Annotated in this window: 17 protein-coding genes; 9 read left to right on the top strand and 8 right to left on the bottom strand. The window is 66.7% G+C overall.

The features are described from left to right. Window positions 1-27: 27 nt before the first annotated feature. Window positions 28-384: a hypothetical protein gene (locus JHD77_RS07870; protein ID WP_003100066.1), complete on the top strand. Its 357-nt coding sequence runs from the start codon at window positions 28-30 to the stop codon at window positions 382-384. Window positions 385-441: 57 nt separating this feature from the next. On the opposite strand, the gene JHD77_RS07865 is transcribed toward JHD77_RS07870, so the two are convergent. Together JHD77_RS07865 and hslO are read right to left on the bottom strand one after the other, a co-directional pair. Further along, on the bottom strand, window positions 442-1983 hold the full coding sequence (locus JHD77_RS07865; protein ID WP_003100068.1) for a phosphoenolpyruvate carboxykinase: 1542 nt from the start codon (window positions 1981-1983) through the stop codon (window positions 442-444). A gap of 115 nt (window positions 1984-2098) precedes the next feature. After that, complete coding sequence (hslO, locus tag JHD77_RS07860; RefSeq protein WP_003096245.1) at window positions 2099-2992, bottom strand: Hsp33 family molecular chaperone HslO; 894 nt, start codon at window positions 2990-2992, stop codon at window positions 2099-2101. Between the two features lie 112 nt (window positions 2993-3104). On the opposite strand from hslO, the gene JHD77_RS07855 reads away from it, so the two are divergent. After that, the gene (locus JHD77_RS07855; RefSeq protein ID WP_003100069.1) at window positions 3105-3908 is read left to right on the top strand and encodes a phosphatase PAP2 family protein; all 804 of its coding nucleotides are present in this window, start codon (window positions 3105-3107) and stop codon (window positions 3906-3908) included. Between the two features lie 37 nt (window positions 3909-3945). Here the strand turns inward: JHD77_RS07855 and JHD77_RS07850 are convergent, their stop codons facing one another. Beyond that, window positions 3946-4341 (bottom strand): RNA-binding S4 domain-containing protein, encoded by a 396-nt coding sequence (locus JHD77_RS07850; protein WP_003120401.1) that lies wholly within the window; start codon window positions 4339-4341, stop codon window positions 3946-3948. A gap of 143 nt (window positions 4342-4484) precedes the next feature. On the opposite strand from JHD77_RS07850, the gene rimB reads away from it, so the two are divergent. The 3 genes from rimB to JHD77_RS07835 all read left to right on the top strand — a co-directional run bounded on the left by rimB (window position 4485) and on the right by JHD77_RS07835 (window position 7136). Continuing rightward, entirely contained in the window at window positions 4485-4985 is a 501-nt protein-coding gene (gene rimB, locus JHD77_RS07845) for a retropepsin-like aspartic endopeptidase RimB (RefSeq protein ID WP_003096250.1), read from the top strand. 131 nt (window positions 4986-5116) lie between these two features. Continuing rightward, window positions 5117-6022: a 30S ribosomal protein S6--L-glutamate ligase gene (gene rimK / locus JHD77_RS07840; RefSeq protein ID WP_003096254.1), complete on the top strand. Its 906-nt coding sequence runs from the start codon at window positions 5117-5119 to the stop codon at window positions 6020-6022. 190 nt (window positions 6023-6212) lie between these two features. Beyond that, on the top strand, window positions 6213-7136 hold the full coding sequence (locus tag JHD77_RS07835; RefSeq protein ID WP_003109987.1) for an LD-carboxypeptidase: 924 nt from the start codon (window positions 6213-6215) through the stop codon (window positions 7134-7136). Window positions 7137-7212: 76 nt separating this feature from the next. Here JHD77_RS07835 and amgS read toward each other — a convergent pair whose 3' ends face one another. After that, entirely contained in the window at window positions 7213-8532 is a 1320-nt protein-coding gene (amgS, locus tag JHD77_RS07830; RefSeq protein ID WP_003109988.1) for a two-component system sensor histidine kinase AmgS, read from the bottom strand. Window positions 8533-8626: 94 nt separating this feature from the next. Continuing rightward, window positions 8627-9370, bottom strand: a complete 744-nt coding sequence (gene amgR / locus JHD77_RS07825; protein WP_003096259.1) for a two-component system response regulator AmgR — start codon at window positions 9368-9370, stop codon at window positions 8627-8629. A 188-nt stretch (window positions 9371-9558) separates the two neighbouring features. On the opposite strand from amgR, the gene JHD77_RS07820 reads away from it, so the two are divergent. From JHD77_RS07820 to gshA, 3 genes are all read left to right on the top strand, one after another. Then, window positions 9559-11898, top strand: a complete 2340-nt coding sequence (locus JHD77_RS07820) for a Tex family protein (protein WP_031755287.1) — start codon at window positions 9559-9561, stop codon at window positions 11896-11898. A 38-nt stretch (window positions 11899-11936) separates the two neighbouring features. After that, entirely contained in the window at window positions 11937-12299 is a 363-nt protein-coding gene (locus tag JHD77_RS07815; protein ID WP_370695156.1) for a PaaI family thioesterase, read from the top strand. 206 nt (window positions 12300-12505) lie between these two features. Further along, on the top strand, window positions 12506-14089 hold the full coding sequence (gene gshA, locus JHD77_RS07810) for a glutamate--cysteine ligase (RefSeq protein ID WP_003100075.1): 1584 nt from the start codon (window positions 12506-12508) through the stop codon (window positions 14087-14089). A gap of 42 nt (window positions 14090-14131) precedes the next feature. Here gshA and argA read toward each other — a convergent pair whose 3' ends face one another. After that, on the bottom strand, window positions 14132-15430 hold the full coding sequence (argA, locus tag JHD77_RS07805) for an amino-acid N-acetyltransferase (RefSeq protein ID WP_003096265.1): 1299 nt from the start codon (window positions 15428-15430) through the stop codon (window positions 14132-14134). 336 nt (window positions 15431-15766) lie between these two features. Here argA and JHD77_RS07800 point away from each other — a divergent pair, with 336 nt between their 5' ends. Continuing rightward, complete coding sequence (locus JHD77_RS07800; RefSeq protein WP_003114055.1) at window positions 15767-16468, top strand: MarC family NAAT transporter; 702 nt, start codon at window positions 15767-15769, stop codon at window positions 16466-16468. Here JHD77_RS07800 and argE read toward each other — a convergent pair. Both argE and JHD77_RS07790 read right to left on the bottom strand, forming a co-directional pair. Then, window positions 16441-17595, bottom strand: a complete 1155-nt coding sequence (argE, locus tag JHD77_RS07795; RefSeq protein WP_003100077.1) for an acetylornithine deacetylase — start codon at window positions 17593-17595, stop codon at window positions 16441-16443. The genes JHD77_RS07800 and argE overlap by 28 nt on opposite strands. Window positions 17596-17694: 99 nt before the next feature. Then, window positions 17695-18963, bottom strand: coding sequence for an inorganic phosphate transporter (locus JHD77_RS07790; RefSeq protein WP_003100079.1), 1269 nt, complete (start codon window positions 18961-18963; stop codon window positions 17695-17697). Window positions 18964-19001: the final 38 nt, after the last annotated feature.

The raw sequence follows: 19001 nt of genomic DNA, 5'->3' as shown, positions 1-19001 counted from the left end.
AGGATGAACTCACGTAGGAGTAAGCTCATGAACAGGATGGGCCAACTGGCTTTGTTCGGTCTTCTTGTAGGAACTTCCAGCAACCTGTTCGCCGCCCCCGGCAGCATCAGCGGCGTCATCCGCTTCACCGGCGCCCTTGTCGAGCCACCATGCTCGATGAGCGCTCCCCGCCAAGACGAAAGCAAGGGCAGTTTCCACCTCAGTGGCTGTCCCATGCAGGCGCGCACCGCGGATGTCAGCATCCGTTCGATGAAGACCGGCGAGGTGCGCCACTTGCAACCCAGCGATACGGTCATCGATGAACGGGATTTCTCGGCGCGCTATGAGCTGGCCGGAAGCGGTCGCCGCTCCGGCAACTACCTGATCACCGTCACCTACCCCTGACGTTCGCCCATGAAAAAACCGCCCGAAGGCGGTTTTTTCATGGTGCCGAAACGTGGCTTACAGCTGCGGGCCGGCGGCCTTGATCGCATCGGAAACCTCGAATTTCTTGAAGTTTTCGATGAACTGCTTGGCCAGGCCCTTCGCCGCCTCGTCGTAGGCAGCCTTGTCAGCCCAGGTGTTGCGCGGGTTGAGCAGATTGGTCTCGACGCCCGGAACGGCCTTCGGCACGTCCAGGTTGATGATCTCCAGGTGCTCGGTTTCCGCGCCGATCAGCGCGCCGCTCTGGATCGCCGCGATCACGCCACGGGTGGTCGGGATGTTGAAGCGCTTGCCGACGCCGTAGCCACCGCCGGTCCAGCCAGTGTTGACCAGGTAGACCTTGGAGCCGAAGGCCTTGATGCGCTTGATCAGCAGCTCGGCATAAACGCCGGCCGGACGCGGGAAGAAAGGAGCACCGAAGCAGGTGGAGAAGGTCGACTTGATACCGCCGCCGGAACCCATCTCGGTGGAGCCGACCAGCGCGGTGTAGCCGGACAGGAAGTGGTAGGCCGCCTGCTCATTGTTCAGGATCGATACCGGCGGCAGTACGCCGGTCAGGTCGCAGGTCAGGAAGATCACCGCGTTGGGCTCGCCGCCGAGGTTCTTCTCCGAACGCTTCTCGACGTGCTCCAGCGGGTAGGCGGCGCGGCTGTTCTGGGTCAGGCTGTCATCGGCGTAGTTGGGCACGCGCTCTTCGTCGAGAACCACGTTCTCCAGCACGGCGCCGAACTTGATGGCTTTCCAGATGACCGGCTCGTTCTTCTCGGACAGGTCGATGCACTTGGCATAGCAACCGCCTTCGACGTTGAACACCACGCCCTCGCCCCAGCCGTGCTCGTCGTCACCGATCAGGTAACGGCTTTCATCGGCGGACAGGGTGGTCTTGCCGGTGCCGGACAGGCCGAAGAACAGGGTCACATCGCCCGCTTCGCCGATGTTGGCAGCGCAGTGCATCGGCAGCACGTCGCGCTCGGGCAGCAGGAAGTTCTGCACGGAGAACATGGCTTTCTTCATCTCGCCGGCATAGCGCATGCCTGCGATCAGCACTTTCTTCTGGGCGAAATTGAGGATCACGCAACCGTCGGAGTTGGTGCCGTCGCGCTCGGGCACGCATTCGAAGTTGGCGACATTGAGGACCTGCCACTCGTCCTTGCCGGCCGGGTTGTACTGCTCCGGCTCGATGAACAGGCAACGGCCGAACAGATTCTGCCAGGCGGTAGCGGTGGTCATCTTCACCGGCAGGTAGTAAGCCTCGGCGGAACCTACATGAACATGGGAAACGAAATGGTCCTGGGCGTTGTTGAACGCTTCCACGCGGGCCCACAGCGCATCGAACTTGTCGGCCGGGAACGGACGGTTGATGTTGCCCCAGGCGATCGCGTCCTTGGTGCTCGGCTCTTCGACGATGAAACGGTCGACCGGCGAACGGCCGGTGCGATGGCCGGTACGTACGACCAGCGAGCCGTTGGCGGCCAGTTCGCCCTCACCGCGGCGAATGGCTTCTTCTACCAGTTGGGCGGCGCTGATATCGGTGTACACGGCGTTGTTGGCTTGCGTCATGTGGTTCCCCGTCGGCCAGAGGCCGAGTCCTCCAAACTTCGTAGCGCTTCAAAAAACTCACTACAGGAAAAAAGTGGCGGGATTATGCCAGAAAAGCCCGCTGGATGAAAAATCGTCAGTGGCGGGTCTCGGAAGGCCCCTGGCTGCCAGCGCCAGCGAACAACTGGGCGACGTCGGAGGCGTCGAACAGGTAGCGCTGGTTGCAGAACTGGCAGTCGATGCTGATCGAGCCTTCTTCCTCCTCGAGCAGCCGCTCGCAGTCGGCCTGCCCGAGACTGACCAGGGCGTTGGCCGAACGTTCCCGCGAGCAACTGCAATGGAAGACCAGCGGTTGCGGCTCGAACAGGCGCACGGTTTCCTCGTGGTAGAGGCGGTGCAGGACGGTCTCGTTGTCCAGCGCCAGCAGCTCTTCGGCGGTCAGCGTGTCGGCCAGGGTGGTCAGGTGCTGCCAACTGGCCTCGCGGGCCTCGGGGTCCTTCAGGCGGTCGGCGGGAAGCTGCTGCAGCAGCAGGCCGCGGGCGCGGCGGCCGTTGGCGTTGAGCCAGAAACGGGTCGGCAGCTGTTCCGAGCTGGCGAAGTAGTTGGACAGGCATTCCGCCAGGTTCACCCCTTCCAGGGCGACGATCCCCTGGTAGCGCTGGCCCTTGACCGGGTCCACGGTGAGGGTCAGCACGCCTTCGGGCATCAGTTCCTGCATGCCGGCGTCGGCGCCGATGGATTCCGCCGAATAGCGGGCCAGGCCACGCACCTGGCGGTCGCTGGAACACTCCACCATCAACAGCGGCACCGCGCCGCTGGAACGCGCCTGCAATACCAGCAGGCCGTCGAACTTGAGCGTGCCGCAGAGCAGCGAGGCCGCCGCGAGCATCTCCCCGAGCAGCTGCGCGACCGGTTCCGGATAGGGATGTTTGGCCAGCACTTCGCTGTAGCTGCGCTCGAGATCGACCATCTCGCCGCGCACGTCGGTATCGTCGAAAAGGAAACGCTGGCTCTGATCTGAATGGGACATGCGGGACACAACGCTACGAATGAGGGAATGACAAGTGAGTGACAAAGGCCTATAAAAGCGCGCTTCGTGACAGTCGTACGCCGACCCGGCGCCGATAGGGGGAAACGATTTTATGGATAATGCCTCTCCGTTCCAAGCGGCCTGGCAATGGCGCAAGTTCGCCATCTGTCATCTTCTGGCGCTCCTGCTGCTGATCCTGTGGCTCTGGGGCCCCACCCGCGAGCTGATGAACGGCTTCGACTTCTGGCTCTTCGACAAGCTCAACGGCTCCCTCGCCCTCAACGAAACCTGGCTGAAACTCTGGGGCCTGCTCAGTACCCGACCGTTCGACGCGGTGGTCGGGGTGATCCTGCTCTGCCTGCTGATTCGCGGCGACTGGCTGCTGCCGGCGAACCAGGTACGGCGGCTGACCTTCGGCTTCATCGTGACCCTGCTGATCCTGGTGGTGATCCGCGTGCTCTACGCGAAGATCGCCCACCACCTGCACTGGCAGCACGCCAGCCTGTCGATGCTGATGGACAAGGCCATCCACCTCAGCGACCACTTCCCGGACTGGGAACGCGTGTGGGAAATCAAGGACCGCTCCAAGCGCAGCTTCCCCGGCGACCACGCCTCGGTGCTGCTGGTCTGGGCGCTGTTCATGTCGCTGTTCGCTCGCCGCGCCGGGCAGTTCCTGCTGATCTGGACCCTGGCCGTGCTGTTCATGATGCCGCGCCTGGTAGCCGGCGCGCACTGGGGCCAGGACGACTACATCGGCGGCCTGCAGATGGCCCTGCTGGCCCTCGCCTGGGGCTGCTACACACCGCTGGCGGCGAAGGCCAGCGGCTGGCTGGTGCAGGTGACCGAACCGCTGTTCCGCCTGCTGGCGAAATTGCCGCTGATCGGCCGCCTCGGCGTGGTCCGCGACTCGGCCTGAGGCCATCCCGGTCTCCCCTGCGGGAGACCGGCGCTTCTCAGTCCTGGCCGCCGCGCAACTGGTGGATCTGCCGCCGCTGCTTCTTGCTCGGCCGCCCCTCTGTCTGTACGCCCAGCGCCCCGGCCTTGCGCATGGCCGCCGCGCGCTCGCGGCTTGCCACGCTGTCCGCGGTTTCCTCGTAGAGAGCCTGGGCCTCCGGCGCGCCACGCCGGACTACGGAAAGCGCGCGAATGGTCACGGTTCGCTCGTCGAAGCCCGTACGAATGGTCAACTCCTCCCCTACCCTGGGTTCCTTGCTCGGCTTGCACCGCTCGCCCCGGCAATGCACCTTGCCGCCCTCTATCGCGGCCTTGGCCAGCGCCCGGGTCTTGAAGAAGCGCGCCGCCCAGAGCCACTTGTCCAGGCGCACCTTGTCGTCGTCTTTCTCGCTCACTGGCATTTCCCGTATTCGTTCCGCCGCTGTCTCGCGACTGTCATCGACAGCCGCTAGGTTCGTCTTCGGCATCCTCGGGCAGCCGTCTGGCGGCCGCCCATAGCCCTGCTAGAATGCCGGCAAAACGCCTGGAATGCCTACCCGTGAAGACATTCGACCAGCTTTCCGTCATCGGTCTGCGCGAGTGGATCGCCTTTCCCGAACTGGGCATGGTCGGGCTGCGCGCGAAGATCGACACCGGCGCCAGCACCTCCAGCCTGCATGCCTCGGACATCGTTCCCTTCGAGCGCGACGGCGAGAAGTGGGTGCGCTTCACCGCCCACCTCGGCACGCTGGTGCAGCGCCGGCACCGTTGCGAAGCGCCGATGGTCGCGCGCAAGAGCATTCGCAGCTCCAACGGCCAGGCCCAGACCCGCTACGTGATCCGCACCACCCTGGCGCTGGGCGATCGCATGTGGCCGGTAGAGTTCACCCTGGCCTGCCGCAAGTCCATGCGCTATCGCGTGCTGCTCGGCTCCAAGGCGCTGATCGCCGGGCAACTGGTGGTCAACCCGGCCCTGGCCTACGTCCAGGATCGTCCCGAGTCGCCGGCCGCCCTGCCCGCGGCGACGAGCATCGACCTGCTCGACGGGAGCCCGGTTTGAGCCATTCGCCGGCAGCACCTGTCCAACCTCCATCCATTCCCGAAACGGCCGGTCCGATGCCTGCCGCGACGACAACCCACAGCCTCGCCGCCGCTGCCCGCCAGCCGGTCCAACCCATCCACAGGTGCTGAATGAAAATCGCCGTGCTGTCGCGCAATCCCCGGCTCTACTCGACCCGTCGCCTGGTGGAGGCCGGGCGGGAGCGCGGCCATGAAATGGTGGTCATCGATACGCTGCGCGCCTACATGAACATCGCCAGCCACAAGCCGCAGATCCACTACCGGGGACAACCGCTGGAGGGCTTCGACGCGGTGATCCCGCGCATCGGCGCCTCGGTGACCTTCTACGGCTGCGCGGTATTGCGCCAGTTCGAGATGATGGGCGTGTTCCCGCTCAACGAGTCGGTCGCCATCGCTCGCTCGCGGGACAAGCTGCGCTCGCTGCAACTGCTGTCGCGCAAGGGCATCGGCCTGCCGGTGACCGGCTTCGCTCATTCCCCGGACGACGTCCCGGACCTGATCGAGATGGTCGGAGGCGCACCGCTGGTGATCAAGCTGCTGGAGGGCACCCAGGGCATCGGCGTGGTCCTCTGCGAAACCGAGAAGGCCGCCGAATCGGTGCTCGAGGCTTTCATGGGGCTCAAGCACAACATCATGGTCCAGGAGTACATAAAGGAAGCCGGCGGCGCCGACATCCGCTGCTTCGTGGTCGGCGACAAGGTGATCGCCTCGATGAAGCGCCAGGCAGCGCCCGGCGAGTTCCGCTCCAACCTGCACCGAGGCGGCAGCGCCAGCCTGATCAAGATCACCCCGGAAGAACGCATGACCGCCATCCGCGCCGCCCGCGTGATGGGCCTGAACGTCGCCGGGGTGGACATCCTGCGCTCCAACCATGGTCCGCTGGTAATGGAGGTGAACTCCTCGCCGGGCCTGGAAGGTATCGAATCCACCACCGGCAAGGACATCGCCGGGATCATCATCCAGTACCTGGAAAAGAACGGCGGCCCCCACCTGGCCAGGACGAAGGGAAAGGGGTGAGCCGGACCAGACAACGCATGCGTTGTCCCGGCCCATCGGACGCACCGCGTTACGCTGGCGATCCCGGCCTCGACAGAAGGTCCATGCCACGCTTGAATGAAGCACCGCCGCAACCGATGCCGGAAACCCCGCCGAACCCTGGGCTATTCCGGCACTCGAATCCTTTCCTGACGCTTCATGGAATCGCCGCATGACCCCTCGTCCCTCCTCCGACCAGACCTGGCAGCCCATCGACGGCCGGGTGGCGCTGATCGCGCCAGCCTCGGCCATCGCCACCGACGTGCTGGAGGCGACCCTGCGGCAACTGGAAGTGCACGGCGTGGACTACCATCTCGGCCGCCACGTCGAAGCCCGCTACCGCTACCTCGCCGGGACCGTCGAGCAGCGCCTGGAAGACCTGCACAACGCCTTCGACATGCCGGACATCACCGCGGTCTGGTGCCTGCGCGGCGGCTACGGCTGCGGCCAGTTGCTGCCGGGCCTGGACTGGGGGCGCCTGCAGGCGGCCTCGCCGCGGCCACTGATCGGTTTCTCCGACATCTCGGTGTTGCTCAGCGCTTTCCACCGCCACGGCCTGCCTGCGATCCACGGCCCGGTGGCCACCGGACTCGGTCTGTCGCCGCTGAGCGCCCCCCGCGAGCAGCAGGAGCGGCTAGCCTCTCTGGCCTCGGTCAGCCGCTTGCTGGCCGGAATCGACCATGAACTCCCGGTGCAGCACCTCGGCGGACACAAGCAACGCGTCGAAGGCGCGCTGATCGGCGGCAACCTCACCGCCCTGGCCTGCATGGCCGGCACCCTCGGCGGCCTGCACGCCCCGGCGGGGTCGATCCTGGTCCTGGAGGACGTCGGCGAACCCTACTACCGCCTGGAGCGCAGCCTCTGGCAATTGCTCGAAAGCATCGACGCGCGCCAGCTCGGCGCGATCTGCCTGGGCTCGTTCACCGATTGCCCGCGCAAGGAAGTCGCCCACAGCCTGGAGCGGATCTTCGGCGAATACGCCGCCGCCATCGAGGTGCCGCTCTACCACCACCTGCCCAGCGGGCATGGTGCGCAGAACCGAGCCTGGCCTTACGGGAAGACCGCGGTGCTCGAGGGAAACCGGTTGCGCTGGTAGGGACGGGGCGCGCCCCTCTCCGTAAGCGCGAGAGGGGTTGGGAAGTGCCGCTGGAACGGCACAAACCCGTCGAGTATCAGGCCGCGCCGCGCGGTAGCAGCAACCCCAGCGGCAGGCAGACCCGCGCTTCCAGGCCGCCGCCATCGCGGTTGCGCAGTTCGACGCTGCCGCCGTGCTGGGCGGCGATGCGCTTGACGATCGCCAGGCCGAGGCCGGTGCCCTTGCCGCCACGCGCCTTGTCGCCGCGGATGAAGGGATTGAAGATGCTGTCCACTTCCGCGGGATCGATGCCCTGGCCGCGATCGAGCACACTCAGCACCACGTAGGGCGCCGCGCTTTCGCCGGCCACGTAGCTGGCCACCTCCACCGAACCGCCACCGTGGTTCAGGGCATTGTCGATCAGGTTGCCCAGCAGACGCTTCATCGACACCCGCCGCAACGGCATCGCCGGTACCGGTTGCAAGGCCATGCGCACCTGCTCGCGAGTCTGGTTGAACGGCGCCACGACCTCGCGCACCAGGTCGGTCAGGTCGCCCTCCTCCACCGGCTCGTCGCGGCCGTCGCGGATGAAGGCGAGGAACTGGTCGAGGATCGCGTCCATGTCCTCGATGTCGCGGACCATGTCCTCGACCATCTCCCGTTCGCTCTCCGGCAGCAACTCCAGCGACAGGCGCAGGCGCGTCAGCGGGGTGCGCAGGTCGTGGGAGACACCGGCCAACATCAATTCGCGTTCGCGCCCGCCCTGCTCGATGTCCTCGGCCATCTGGTTGAAGGCGCGATACACCTCGGCCATTTCACTCGGCGTCTCCGGTCCCAGCGGCAGGCGCACGCTGCGCCCCTGGCCGAACTGGCGGGCGGCGACCACCAGGCGCTTGAGCGGCTGGCTGAGCTGGCGGACGAAGATCCAGGCGGCGGCGGTGGAGAGCAGGCCGATGCCGAGGAACCAGCCGAGCACGCTCCAGATCCGTTGGCCACGCAAGGGATGCGGATACAGCGGCACCGCCAGCCAGCCTTCGCCGAGGCTCGGTGCGCGCACCCAGAGCTGCGACGGCTGGTGGATACGCAGGCGGGTCTCGGTGTCCGGCCCCAGCTCCATCTGCATCTGCCGCTGGAAGATTTCCGTGTACGGCCAGTGCTGCTCGCCGGGCTGGTCGGCGCTGCTCGGCACCCAGCGCAGGCCGGAAGCCTTGGCGATGGCCGCGCGCGACTCCTCGTCGGCAGCCCAGAACGCGCGGATGGTCAGCGCCGCGCCGTGGCTGTACTGGCGGTCGACGATCACGTCCTCGTTCATCAGCAGGTAGACCAGGGTCAGCGCCTTGGAGAACAGCACGACGATCAGCACCAGCCAGAGGGTGCGGGCGAAGAAGCTTTGCGGGAACCAGAGCGGCGTTTTCATCGATCGGACCGGTTGCGCGCCGGCGGACGGGGCCGACGCCTGTTGCGGGTAAGACGACGCGGCCGGTGCATCGCTGCACCGGCCGCGCGGAGACTCAGGCCTTGCGCGCGTTGCCGTCCGGCACGAACACGTAGCCGACGCCCCAGACCGTCTGGATATAGCGCGGCTTGGACGGATCCGGCTCGATCAGCCGGCGCAGGCGCGAGATCTGCACGTCGATGGAACGCTCCAGGGCATCCCACTCGCGGCCACGGGCGAGGTTCATCAGCTTGTCCCGGGTCAGCGGTTCGCGGGCGTGCTGCACCAGGGCCTTGAGCACGGCGAACTCGCCGGTGGTCAGCATGTGTACCTCGTCGCCCTTCTTCAGTTCGCGGGTGGCGAGGAACAGCTGGTAGTCGCCGAAGGTCACCACCTCGTCGGCACCGGCAGGCGCGCCGGGCACCAGCGGCGCCTGGCGGCGCAGCACGGCCTTGATCCGCGCCAGCAGTTCGCGCGGGTTGAACGGCTTGGCCAGGTAGTCGTCGGCGCCCAGTTCCAGGCCCTGGATGCGGCTGCCCTCGTCGCCCTTGGCGGTGAGCATGATGATCGGCACCTGGTTGTTCTGTTCGCGCAGGCGGCGGCAGGCAGTGAGGCCGTCCTCGCCGGGAAGCATCAGGTCGAGCACAACCAGCTGGAACAGTTCGCGGGATAGAAGGCGATCCATCTGCTCGGTGTTCTCCACCGCGCGGACGCGGTAGCCCTGCTCGTCGAGGAAACGTTCGAGCAGGCGGCGCAGGCGGGCGTCGTCGTCGACGACGAGGATCTTTTCACCTTCGGCCAGGGCGGCAGGGTTCGACATAGAAACTCCCAGAATGAGTCAGGCGGGCATTATCGCCCAGGTAGCGGCTGGGCCGGACTGTCCATTGTTAGCAGATTTTTCCCCGACCAGCCGCCCTCCAAGGCGAAACTTGGCAGGTATAATGCGGCGCTTTTGCGGCGGGGCGTTGTCTACACGGCCCGTTTTCGTTCGTTTTACCAGGTGGATCAATGGACAGCATCAACACCCGTATCGCCGAAGAGCTCTCCGCACTGCCCTCCGGCCGCGTTCAACCGCAGCAAGTCGCCGCTGCCGTCGCCCTGCTCGACGAAGGCTCCACCGTTCCCTTCATCGCCCGTTACCGCAAAGAGGTCACCGGCAGCCTCGACGATACCCAGTTGCGCATGCTGGAAGAGCGCCTGCGCTATCTGCGCGAACTGGAAGAACGCCGCGGCGCGATCCTCGCCAGCATCGAGGAACAGGGCAAGCTGACCCCCGAACTGGCCCGCGACATCAAGCTCGCCGACACCAAGACCCGTCTCGAAGACCTCTACCTGCCTTATAAGCAGAAGCGCCGCACCAAGGGCCAGATCGCCCTGGAAGCCGGCCTCGGCGCGCTGGCCGACGCACTGTTCGACGACCCGACCCTGGTCCCGGAAAGCGAGGCCGCGCGTTTCGTCGACGCCGAGAAAGGCTTCGCCGACGTCAAGGCGGTGCTGGAAGGCGCCAAGTACATCCTCATGGAGCGCTTCGCCGAAGACGCCACGCTGCTCGACAAGCTGCGCGTGTTCATGAAGAACGAAGCGACCCTGACCGCCCGCGTGGTCCCCGGCAAGGAACAGGAAGGCGCCAAGTTCAGCGACTACTTCGAACACGACGAGCCGCTGAAAAGCGCCCCGTCGCACCGCGCCCTGGCGATCTTCCGCGGACGCAACGAAGGCGTCCTCAGCGCCTCGCTGAAGATCGGCGAGGAAGCGCCGGGCACCCTGCACCCATGCGAGGTCATGATCGCCGAGCGCTTCGGCCTGTCCAACCAGGGCCGCGCCGCCGACAAGTGGCTGGCCGAGGTGGTGCGCTGGACCTGGAAGGTCAAGCTCTATACCCACCTGGAAACCGACCTGTTCGGCGAGCTCCGCGACGGCGCCGAGGACGAGGCGATCAGCGTGTTCGCGCGCAACCTGCACGACCTGCTGCTGGCCGCCCCGGCCGGACCGCGCGCCACCCTCGGCCTCGACCCGGGCCTGCGCACCGGGGTCAAGGTCGCGGTGGTCGACGCCACCGGCAAGCTGCTGGACACCGCCACCGTCTACCCGCATGCGCCGAAGAACCAGTGGGACCAGACCCTCGCCGTGCTCGCCGCGCTCTGCGCCAAACACCAGGTCGAGCTGATCGCCATCGGCAACGGCACCGCCAGCCGCGAGACCGACAAGCTGGCCGGCGAACTGATCAAGAAATATCCGGGCATGAAGCTGACCAAGATCATGGTCAGCGAAGCCGGCGCATCGGTGTATTCCGCCTCCGAACTGGCGGCGAAGGAGTTCCCCGAGCTGGACGTGTCCCTGCGCGGCGCCGTGTCCATCGCCCGCCGCCTGCAGGACCCGCTGGCGGAGCTGGTGAAGATCGAGCCCAAGTCGATCGGCGTCGGCCAGTACCAGCACGACGTGTCCCAGCTGAAGCTGGCGCGTAGCCTGGACGCGGTGGTCGAGGATTGCGTGAACGCCGTCGGCGTCGACGTCAACACCGCCTCCGCCGCCCTGCTGGCACGCATCTCCGGCCTCAACTCGACGCTGGCGCAGAACATCGTCGCGCACCGCGACGCCAACGGAGCGTTCCGCACCCGCGACGAGCTGAAGAAAGTCAGCCGCCTGGGCGAAAAGACCTTCGAGCAAGCCGCCGGCTTCCTCCGCGTGATGAACGGCGACAACCCGCTGGACGCCTCGGCGGTGCACCCGGAGACCTATCCGCTGGTGCAGCGCATCGCCGCCGACACCGAGCGCGACATCCGCTCGCTGATCGGCGACTCGGCGTTCCTCAAGCGCCTCGACCCGAAGAAGTTCACCGACGAGACCTTCGGCCTGCCGACCGTCACCGACATCCTCAAGGAACTCGACAAGCCCGGCCGCGACCCGCGTCCGGAGTTCAAGACCGCAGAATTCCAGGAAGGCGTCGAGAGCCTCAAGGACCTCAAGCCGGGCATGGTCCTGGAGGGCGTGGTGACCAACGTCACCAACTTCGGCGCGTTCGTCGACATCGGCGTCCACCAGGACGGCCTGGTGCATATCTCGGCGCTGTCCGAGAAGTTCGTCAAGGATCCGTACGAAGTGGTCAAGGCCGGCGACATCGTCAAGGTCAAGGTCATGGAAGTGGACATCCCGCGCAACCGTGTCGGCCTGTCCATGCGCATGAGCGACACCCCCGGCGAGAAGGTCGAAGGCCAGCGCGGCGGGCGTCCCACCGGCAGCGGCCAGCCGCGCCAGGAGCGTGGCGCCCCGCGCGGACAGAGCGCGCCGCCGGCGAACAACGCCATGGCCGCGCTGTTCGCCAACGCCAAGCAACTGAAGAAGAAGTGACGGAGCCGTCCATGAGCGAGATGCCCGCCCGCGAGCAGATGATCAGCGCCTACAGCGAACTGGTCGGCCTGGACCCGGTCAGCCTCGGCGACGGCGTCGCCGAGGTACGCCTGCCGATGGCCGCGCACCTGCGCAACCGCGGCGGGGTCATGCATGGCGGCGTGCTGTTCTCGCTGATGGACGTGACCATGGGGCTGGCCTGCTCCAGTTCCCATGGTTTCGACCGCCAGAGCGTCACCCTGGAATGCAAGATCAACTACATCCGCGCCGTCGCCGACGGCGAGGTGCGCTGCGTCGCCCGCGTCCTCCATGCCGGGCGCCGCAGCCTGGTGGTGGAAGCCGAGGTGCGGCAAGGCGACAAACTGGTCGCGAAAGGACAAGGTACCTTCGCCCAGTTGTAAACCGGCGCGACCGCCATGCGGCAGAATGGCGCGCAACGGCGATCCCGATCCGTGCCGGGCGCCCGCCTCGACGGCTCCCGCCGAAGTCGCGGCGACCGGCCCCAGGACGAAGCGAAAACGCATTTACGTCCTCCCTCTTGTAGACCGCTCGGTCCACCCTCATATTGGGGCGACCGATCTGGGACGCGATCACAAGGAATCCCGACTTGAGCGATCTTCTCTCCCGCCGCCTGGCTCTGCTCGGCGCCGCAGCCAACCTGCCCCTGCTGACCGAGTGCCTGCATGGCATCGAACGCGAATGCCTGCGAGTCGATAGCGACGGCAAGCTGGCGCTCACCCCCCACCCCCGGGCCCTGGGTTCGACCCTGACCCATCCACAGATCACTACCGACTACTCCGAGGCCTTGCTGGAGTTCATCACGCCCACGGAAACCGACGTCGCCGACACTCTGGGCGATCTCGAGCGCATCCACCGCTTCGCCAGTTCGAAACTGGACGGCGAGTACCTGTGGAGTCCATCGATGCCCTGCGAGCTGCCGGACGAGGAGAGCATCCCGATCGCCCGCTACGGCAGCTCGCTGATCGGCCGCCTGAAGTACGTCTACCGCAAGGGCCTGGCGCTGCGCTACGGCAAGACCATGCAGTGCATCGCCGGCATCCACTACAACTTCTCCCTGCCGGAGAGGCTCTGGCCGCTGCTGCGCCAGGCCGAAGGCAGCGAGCTATCGGAACGCGACTACCAGTCCGCCGCCTACATCGCCCTGATTCGCAATTTCCGCCGCTACAGCTGGCTGCTGATGTACCTGTTCGGCGCCTCGCCGGCCCTCGACGCCGGCTTCCTGCGTGGCCGCCCGAGCCAGTTGGAGCGCCTCGACGAACACACGCTCTACCTGCCCTACGCCACCAGCCTGCGGATGAGCGACCTGGGCTACCAGAACAACGCCCAGGCCGGCCTGACGCCCTGCTACAACGACCTGCAGAGCTACATCGACAGCCTGCGCCAGGCGGTCAGCACGCCCTACCCGCCCTACGAGAAGGTCGGCACCAAGCAGGATGGCGAATGGGTGCAGCTGAACACCAACATCCTGCAGATCGAAAACGAGTATTACTCGAGCATCCGGCCAAAGCGCGTCACCTACACCGGCGAGCGTCCGGTGCAGGCCCTGGCCGCTCGCGGCGTGCAGTACGTGGAAGTGCGCTGCCTGGACATCAACCCGTTCCTGCCGCTGGGCATCGACCTGGACGAGGCGCGCTTCCTCGACGCCTTCCTGCTGTTCTGCGCGTTCAGCGACAGCCCGCTGCTGAACGGCGAGTGCAGCGACGCCACCGACAACTTCCTCGCCGTGGTCAAGGAAGGCAGGCGGCCGGGCCTGCAATTGCAACGCCGCGGCCAGCCGGTGGAATTGCAGGTCTGGGCGAACGAGCTGCTCGAACGAATCGCCGACACCGCGGCACTGCTCGACCGCGCGCGCGGCGGCGAAGCCCACGCGGCGGCGCTGGCGGCGCAGCGGGCGAAGGTGGCCGATGCGGAACTGACGCCTTCGGCGCAGGTGCTGAAGGTCATGCGCGAGCGCGGCGAGAGCTTCGAAGCGTTCTCCCTGCGCCAGAGCCGCGAACACGCGGAGTATTTCCGCCAGCATCCGCTGGCCGCCGAAGAGCAGGCGCGCTTCGAGAAGATGGCCAGCGACTCCCTGGCCGAACAGACGGAGCTGGAACGCGACCAGGATGGCGACTTCGATACCTTCGTCGCCGCCTACCAGGCGAGCATCCTCGGCCTGATCAGCAACTGAGCCAAGCCGGCGCGCCCCTGCGCCCAGGGACGCGCCGGCGGATCACAGGCTCTTCTCGAATACCTGCGAATTGCGCTGGAAGTTGTACAGCGAGGCCCGCGCCGCCGGTAGCCGTTCGACGCTGCTGGGCTGGAAGCCGCGCTCGCGGAACCAGTGCGCGGTCCGCGTGGTGAGCACGAACAGGGTCTTCAGGCCGAGTCCGCGCGCGCGCTCCTCGATCCGCTCCAGCAGTTCGTCGCCACGCCCGCCGTGGCGGTACTCCGGGTTGACCGCCAGACAGGCCAGCTCGCCCGCCTCGGAATCGGCGATCGGGTAGAGCGCGGCGCAGGCGATGATCAGCCCTTCGCGCTCGACGATGCTGAACTGTTCGATCTCGCGTTCCAGCACCTCGCGGGAACGGCGTACCAGGATACCCTGCTCTTCCAGCGGGCGGATCAGCTCGATCAGCCCGCCAACGTCCTCGATGCCCGCCTCGCGCAACTGCTCGAACTGCTCCTGGGCGACCAGGGTGCCGTTGCCGGTGCGGGTGAATAGCTCGCTGAGCAGCGCGCCGTCCTCGGTGTAGCTGACGATATGGCTGCGCTTGACCCCGGCCCGGCAGGCCTGCGCCGCGGCGTCCAGCAGCTCGGCCTGGTAGCTGTTGCCCAGCCGTTGCAGGTGCGCGGGCACCTGCTGCGGGCGCAGTTCGCGGACCAGTTTGCCGGATGCGTCCAGCAAGCCCTGTTCGGCGCCGTAGAGAATCAGCTTTTCCGCTTCCAGGTCGATGGCGGCGCGCATGGCCACGTCTTCACAGGCCAGGTTGAAGATTTCCCCGGTCGGCGAGTAGCCCAGCGGCGAGAGCAGAACGATGCTGCGCTCGTCGAGAAGGCGGCCAATACCCTTGCGGTCGATGCGACGGACCTCACCGGTATGGTGATAGTCGACACCCTCGACCACGCCGATCGGCCGCGCGGTGACCAGGTTGCCGCCAGCGACCCGCAGGCGCGCGCCCTGCATCGGCGAGGCGGCCATGTCCATCGACAGCCGCGCCTCGATGGCGATGCGCAGGCTACCCACGGCGTCGATGACGCACTCCAGGGTCGGTGCATCGGTCACTCGCAGGTCGCGGTGATAGCGCGGAGCCAGGCCGCGCGCGGCCAGGCGCGCCTCGATCTGCGGACGCGAACCGTGCACCAGCACCAGGCGCGCACCGAGGCTGTGGAGAAGGACCAGGTCGTGGACGATATTGCCGAAATTGGGATGCTCCACCCCTTCGCCGGGGAGCATGACCACGAAGGTGCGGTCCCGGTGCGAGTTGATGTAGGGCGAAGCGTGACGTAACCAGTTGACGTAGTCGGGCATGGTGGGGAAAGCCTGTCGTTTCGTGAGCGAGAGCAAAGCGTGAGCGGCCGGGACGGCCCGAAGGGCGCCGTTATCGTCGTCGCAGCAACATCGACAGGCTTCTCCTCACTTTCTGGTTAACGAGACGGATGGATCACGCGCGAGTTTAAACCCTCGGCGGCCCCCCGGCCGCGGGATTCGACCATGGTACGGGGCCTGGGGCCGGAACCAACCGTTTTACCACTATTTTTGAAAAAAACTATCCGAAAACCCCGGTTAACTCGCACAGCGCTTTTTCGCTAGGCTGCCTCGTTCGCCGTGCCGTCCGGCGCGCAACCACGCGAACGAGGAAAATTCATGAGCGAATACTTCCATCACGTCCTGATCGGACTGCTCGCCGTGCTTCCGGTGGCCAACCCGCTGACCAGCGTCTCGCTACTGCTCGGCCTCGGCGGCAGCCTGCCGCCGGCGGAGCGCAACCGGCAGATATTCAAGGCCAGCCTCTACGTGGCGCTGATCATGCTGGTCAGCTTCTACGGCGGCAGCCTGGTGATGCAGGTGTTCGGCATCTCCATTCCCGGCCTGCGCATCGCCGGCGGGCTGATCGTCGCCTATATCGGTTTCACCATGCTGTTCCCCGCCACCACGCCGGACGAGACCGAAGTCCAGCACGACCTGCTGTCGGACGAGGAAAAGATCACCCCGCACTTCCGCGACCTGTCCTTCGTTCCGCTGGCCCTGCCGGGTACCGCGGGGCCGGGAACCATCGCCCTGGTGGTCAGCTCGGCGTCGACGCTGCAATCCACCTACGGAAGCATTCCGCTGTTCATCCACCTCGCGGCGATCACCGTCACCCTGCTCACCGCGCTGATCTTCTGGATCGCCCTGCAAAGCTCCGGGCGCATCATGAAGTTCCTCGGCGAATCCGGGATCGACGCCATCTCGCGAGTGGTCGGCTTCCTGCTGGTGGCGATGGGCGTGCAGTTCGTCATCAACGGCGGCTTCGAGCTGGTCGCCGGCCACGCCGCGCTTCAGTCGGCGGCGGGCGTCAGGCAGTAATGCTGGATCAGCCGGCGCAGCACGCCGACCATCGGTTCGATACGCGCCAGTTCGAGGTGCTCGTCGGGCTGGTGGGCACAGGCGATGTCGCCGGCACCGAGGACCAGGGTCTCGCTGCCCAGGCGCTGGAAGTACGGCGCCTCGGTACCGAACGCCACGGCCTCGGCGCGATGCCCGGTCAGGCGTTCGGCGACGCGTACCAGTTCGCTGTCCTGCGCCTGTTCGAACGGCGGCACGGCAGGGAACAGCGGCTGGTAGTCGATGCTCACCTGGTGCCGTTCGGCCAGCGGCCGCAGGCGCTGGCGGATCGCCTCGCGCAACTGCTCAGGCTGCATGCCGGGTAGCGGGCGCAGGTCGAATTCCAGCGAACACTGGCCGCAGATGCGGTTGGGATTGTCGCCACCGTGGATGCAACCGAAGTTCAGGGTCGGCTGGGGCACGCTGAACTGCGGGTTGTTCCAGGCCCGCTGCCATTCCCCGCGCAGCGCCATCAGCTCGCCGATGGTCGCGTGCATGGCCTCCAGGGCGCTACGGCCGAGGTTCGGATCGGACGAATGGCCGCTCTGCCCGAGAATCTCGATGCGCTCCATCATCACCCCCTTGTGCAGGCGGATCGGCCGCAGGTTGGTCGGCTCGCCGATCACCGTGGCGCGACCCAGCGGTCGCCCGCTTTCGGCGAGGGCACGGGCGCCGGCCATCGAGCTTTCCTCGTCGCAGGTGGCGAGGATCATCAGCGGCTGGCGGAACGGCTGGTCGAGCAGCGGCAGCAAGGCCTCGATGGCCAGCGGGAAGAAGCCCTTCATGTCGCAACTGCCGAGGCCGTACCAGCGGCCGTCGCGCTCGTCCAGGCGCAGCGGATCGCTGCTCCACAGCGCTTCGTCGTAGGGCACGGTATCGGTGTGGCCGGCCAGCACCAGCCCGCCGGGACCGCTGCCGTAGCTGGCCAGCAGGTTGAACTTGCCCGGCGAGACTTCCCGGATCTCGCAGCGGAAGCCTAGATCGCCCAGCCAGGAGGCCAGCAGGTCGACCACCGGGCGGTTGGTCTGGTCCAGCTCGGGCTGGGTGCAACTGACGGAAGACGCGGCGATCAGCGCGCCGAACTGGTCTTTCAGAGACGGCAACGGCATGGGACTCTCCACACGGATCGAGCCCCATCATGGCCTATCGCGACAGTGGATAAAACCGTCCGTTCCGGTTCCGCCTGCGCCAGCCGACGAAGATCGCGCTCAGGCGCCGAACAGCGCGCGCAGGACCAGGAAGAACAGGATCGCCAGCACCGCGCCGGCCGGCAGGGTCACTACCCAGGACAGGAAGATCGAGCCGATCACCCGCAGGTTGAGCGCGCCTATGCCGCGCGCCATGCCGATGCCGAGCACCGCGCCGACCAGGGTATGGGTGGTGGATACCGGCAGGCCGATGGCCGAGGCGCCAACCACCGTGGAGGCGGTCGCCAGCTCGGCGGCGAAGCCGCGGCTGGGGGTCAGCTCGGTGATCTCCCGGCCGATGGTGGCGATCACCCGGTAGCCATAGGTAGCCAGGCCGATGACGATGCCCACCGCGCCCAGCAGCAGTACCCAGGACGGCACCGGCGAACGGCTCACCAGATCCAGGTCGCCGCCGGCCTGGACCACCGCGACGACCGCCGCCACCGGGCCGATGGCGTTGGCCACGTCGTTGGCACCATGGGCGAAAGCCATGGAGCAGGCGGTGAAGATCATCAGCACCGCGAAGACCCGCTCGACGCTGGCGAAGCCGCCACGCGGATCGGCTCCGCCAGTGGGTCGGATGCGCAACAGCAGGACGATGCCCAGGCCCATCACCAGGCCGCCGGCGAGCAACGCCAGGCCCAGCGTCTGGAGGCCGGAAAGCTCCAGGCCGACATGCTTCAGGCCCTTGCCGACGGTCATCAGCGCGACCATGAAGCCCGCCAGGAACATGTACAGCGGCACGTAGCGGCGCGCGCTGCGGAACGGGTCCTCGGCATGCAGTACCAGCCACTGCACGCTCCTGAACAGGGCGAAGGCGAGCAGCCCGGACAGCACCGGCGTCACCACCCAACTGGCGACGATCGGGCCGATCGCGCCCCAGTGCACCGCGTGCACCGAGACACCGACCGAGGCGAAGCCGATGATCGCGCCGACGATGGAGTGGGTGGTCGACACCGGCCAGCCCTTGATCGTCGCCAGCAACAGCCAGACCCCGGCGGCCAGCAAGGCCGAGAGCATGCCGAAGACCAGCAGGTCGGGGGTCATGTACTGCGGGTCGACGATGCCGCTCCTGATCGTTTCGGTGACCTCGCCGCCGGCGAAGTAGGCACCGCAGAACTCGAAGACCATCGCCACCAGGATCGCCTGGCGGATGGTCAGCGCCCGTGAGCCCACCGAGGTGCCCATGGCGTTGGCGACGTCGTTGGCGCCGACGCCCCAGGCCATGAAGAAACCGAACAGGCAGGCGAGTACGAGGAAGGCGAAGCCGTGGTCGGCGATCAGGGACATGGGCGGGGATCCGTATGCGGGCAGAAGGCGGAAAGAAA

This window comes from Pseudomonas sp. P20 (genome assembly GCF_016463925.1).
In the GTDB taxonomy this organism is placed as follows: Bacteria; Pseudomonadota; Gammaproteobacteria; order Pseudomonadales; family Pseudomonadaceae; genus Pseudomonas; species Pseudomonas aeruginosa.
The sequence above is the reverse complement of the archived record's forward strand: the minus strand, read 5'-3'. Positions and strand labels throughout refer to the sequence as shown.